Below are 2,319 nucleotides of genomic sequence, written 5' to 3'. Positions count from 1 at the left end.
GGTGCCAGCATGACCTGATCGTGAGGCAGGGGTACTTCCAGATCCATGTAGGCCAGATCCCGGTGTTCTTCCGGTGCAAAAAGGTGGCGCGGGGTGTCCAGAAACAGCTGCAGCACTTTGGGGTCCAGCACATCCCAGGGGCGGATCTGCTGTTCAACCATGTTGAAACGGGCGCGATCGAAATCCATGAATCGGTCCTTGTGCCATGTAATTAAAATTGAACGGATTATAGCACCGCCTTACGCTGCGGGATAAGGGTGTCATGATATGCCGGCTCTCCATGTCTGGTCCTATCCGCTCAGTGAAGTCCACCGGAACTGTACCCCGGGGCATCCGGAATCGCCTGCGCGCTGGACCCGTCTTGAAAAGAAACTGCGTGCAGCCGACCTTGTGACGGTCTGGCATCGGTCTGCTCCGGCAGCGGTGGCCGTGGTCGAGCGTGCGCATGCTCCGGGCTATGTGGCAGCGCTGCGTCGCCATCTGCCGCCATCAGGATGCCGGCCGCTGGATGAGGACACCGGTCTGTCCCCGCAGTCACTGGATGCGGCGCTGCACGCCTGCGGTGGTGTGGTGGAGGCGGTTGAGCAGGCTGCATCTGGCAGGCTTCAGCGTGCCTTCTGTCTGCATCGTCCGCCGGGCCATCATGCCGAGCCAGCCCGCCCCATGGGCTTCTGCCTGATCAACCATGTGGCAGTGGCAGCACTGCATGCTGTCGAAGCGTTGGGGGTGGAGCGGGTGGCCATTGTGGATTTCGATGTCCATCACGGCAACGGCACCGAGGTGATGGTGGCTGGTCACGCGGGCATCCGCTTCTGGTCCAGTTTTCAGCACCCTTTCTATCCCTACAGCGGCGTGCCGCCGCTGGCGGAAAATTGTGTCGGCCTGCCGCTTGCTGCGGGCAGTGATGGGGAGGCGTTTCGCAGCGTATGGGCGCCGGTGCTGGCGGACATGATGCGCTGGTCGCCTCAACTGATTCTGGTGTCGGCCGGTTTTGATGCCCATGTGCGCGACCCGTTGGGCAGCCTTGCGCTCACGCAGGAAGATTTCGCGTGGATGGGCATGCAGCTGGCCGAAGTGGCCGATAGGGCAGGTGCACCCTTGGTGTCGGCGCTGGAAGGCGGCTACGATCTGGATGCGCTGTGTGAAAGTGTGGAGGCCTATCTACGGGCGCAGCTATAATCCGAACTTTGGAACCGGATTTCGGGCGGCCATTCAGGTTGTCCGTTATCGCTCGGGGTGCTGCCACCGCCTGTGCGGTGTGCGGCTGAGAGCATACCCGTTGAACCTGATGCCGGTAATGCGGCCGCAGGAAAGCGAGATGAAGCGGGCTACACGCGACATCTTGCGCGCAACATTGAGAAAAGGAGAAACCGATGAGCGCGCTGCTGGAAACGCTGGAAAAGAAAAAACAGGCCTATGTGGAGCCCTTTCCCAGCTCCCGCAAGATCTATGTACAGGGCTCCCGCCCCGACATCCGCGTGGGCATGCGGGAGATCGAGCTCAGTGACACACCCCTGTCGGACGGCACTTTCGAGCCCAATCCGCCGCTGACGGTGTATGACACCTCCGGGCCCTATACGGATCCGGAAGCGGATATCGATTTTGAAAAGGGGTTGCCGCCGCTGCGGGCGAAGTGGATTGAAGAGCGGGGTGACACCGAACAGCTGGCGGATTTTACTTCCGAATACCATCATGTGCGCCTTCAGGACAGGAAACTGGAGAAGATCCGCTTTCCCAATCTGCGCGCGCCACGGCGGGCGAAGGCCGGCCAGTGCGTCACGCAGCTGGAATACGCCCGTCGCGGCATCATCACGCCGGAGATGGAGTACGTCGCCATCCGTGAGAACTGCCGTCTGCAGGAAATGAAGGAGATGGGGCACATCGTGCGCCAGCACCCGGGGCAGGCGCCGTTCGAGATTCCGGAGGAGATCACGCCGGAGTTCGTGCGTCAGGAGGTGGCGGCGGGCCGTGCGGTCATTCCCGCCAACATCAACCACCCGGAAAGCGAGCCGATGATCATCGGTCGTGCCTTCCGCACCAAGGTCAACGCCAATATCGGCAACTCCGCCACCACCTCTTCCATCGAGGAAGAAGTGGAGAAGATGATCTGGGCCACCCGCTGGGGCGCGGATACAGTGATGGACCTGTCCACCGGGCGCAACATTCACGAAACCCGCGAGTGGATCATTCGCAACTCACCGGTGCCCATCGGCACGGTGCCCATCTATCAGGCCTTGGAAAAGGTCAATGGCATCGCCGAGAACCTGACCTGGGAGATCTTCCGCGACACGCTCATCGAACAGGCGGAACAGGGCGTGG

At 61.5% G+C, this 2,319-nt stretch carries 3 protein-coding genes and 1 riboswitch; of the genes, 2 read left to right on the top strand and 1 reads right to left on the bottom strand.

The features are described 5' to 3' along the window. A partial coding sequence (locus F8K16_RS05260; protein ID WP_367122736.1) for a protein-L-isoaspartate O-methyltransferase occupies positions 1 to 188 on the bottom strand: 188 nt, incomplete at its 3' end. 79 nt (positions 189 to 267) lie between these two features. On the opposite strand from F8K16_RS05260, the gene F8K16_RS05255 reads away from it, so the two are divergent. Together F8K16_RS05255 and F8K16_RS05250 are read left to right on the top strand one after the other, a co-directional pair. After that, positions 268 to 1,179 carry a histone deacetylase family protein gene (locus F8K16_RS05255; RefSeq protein ID WP_294947927.1) on the top strand — a complete coding sequence of 304 codons (912 nt, stop codon included), beginning with the start codon at positions 268 to 270 and terminating at the stop codon, positions 1,177 to 1,179. A 43-nt stretch (positions 1,180 to 1,222) separates the two neighbouring features. Beyond that, positions 1,223 to 1,329: riboswitch (TPP riboswitch) on the top strand. Positions 1,330 to 1,373: 44 nt separating this feature from the next. Then, positions 1,374 to 2,319, top strand: a 946-nt coding sequence (locus F8K16_RS05250) for a phosphomethylpyrimidine synthase ThiC (protein ID WP_294947926.1), incomplete at its 3' end; no start/stop codon positions are given.

The organism is Sulfurivirga sp. (assembly GCF_015490265.1).
Taxonomy (GTDB): Bacteria; Pseudomonadota; Gammaproteobacteria; order Thiomicrospirales; family Thiomicrospiraceae; genus Sulfurivirga.
The sequence above is the reverse complement of the archived record's forward strand: the minus strand, read 5'-3'. Positions and strand labels throughout refer to the sequence as shown.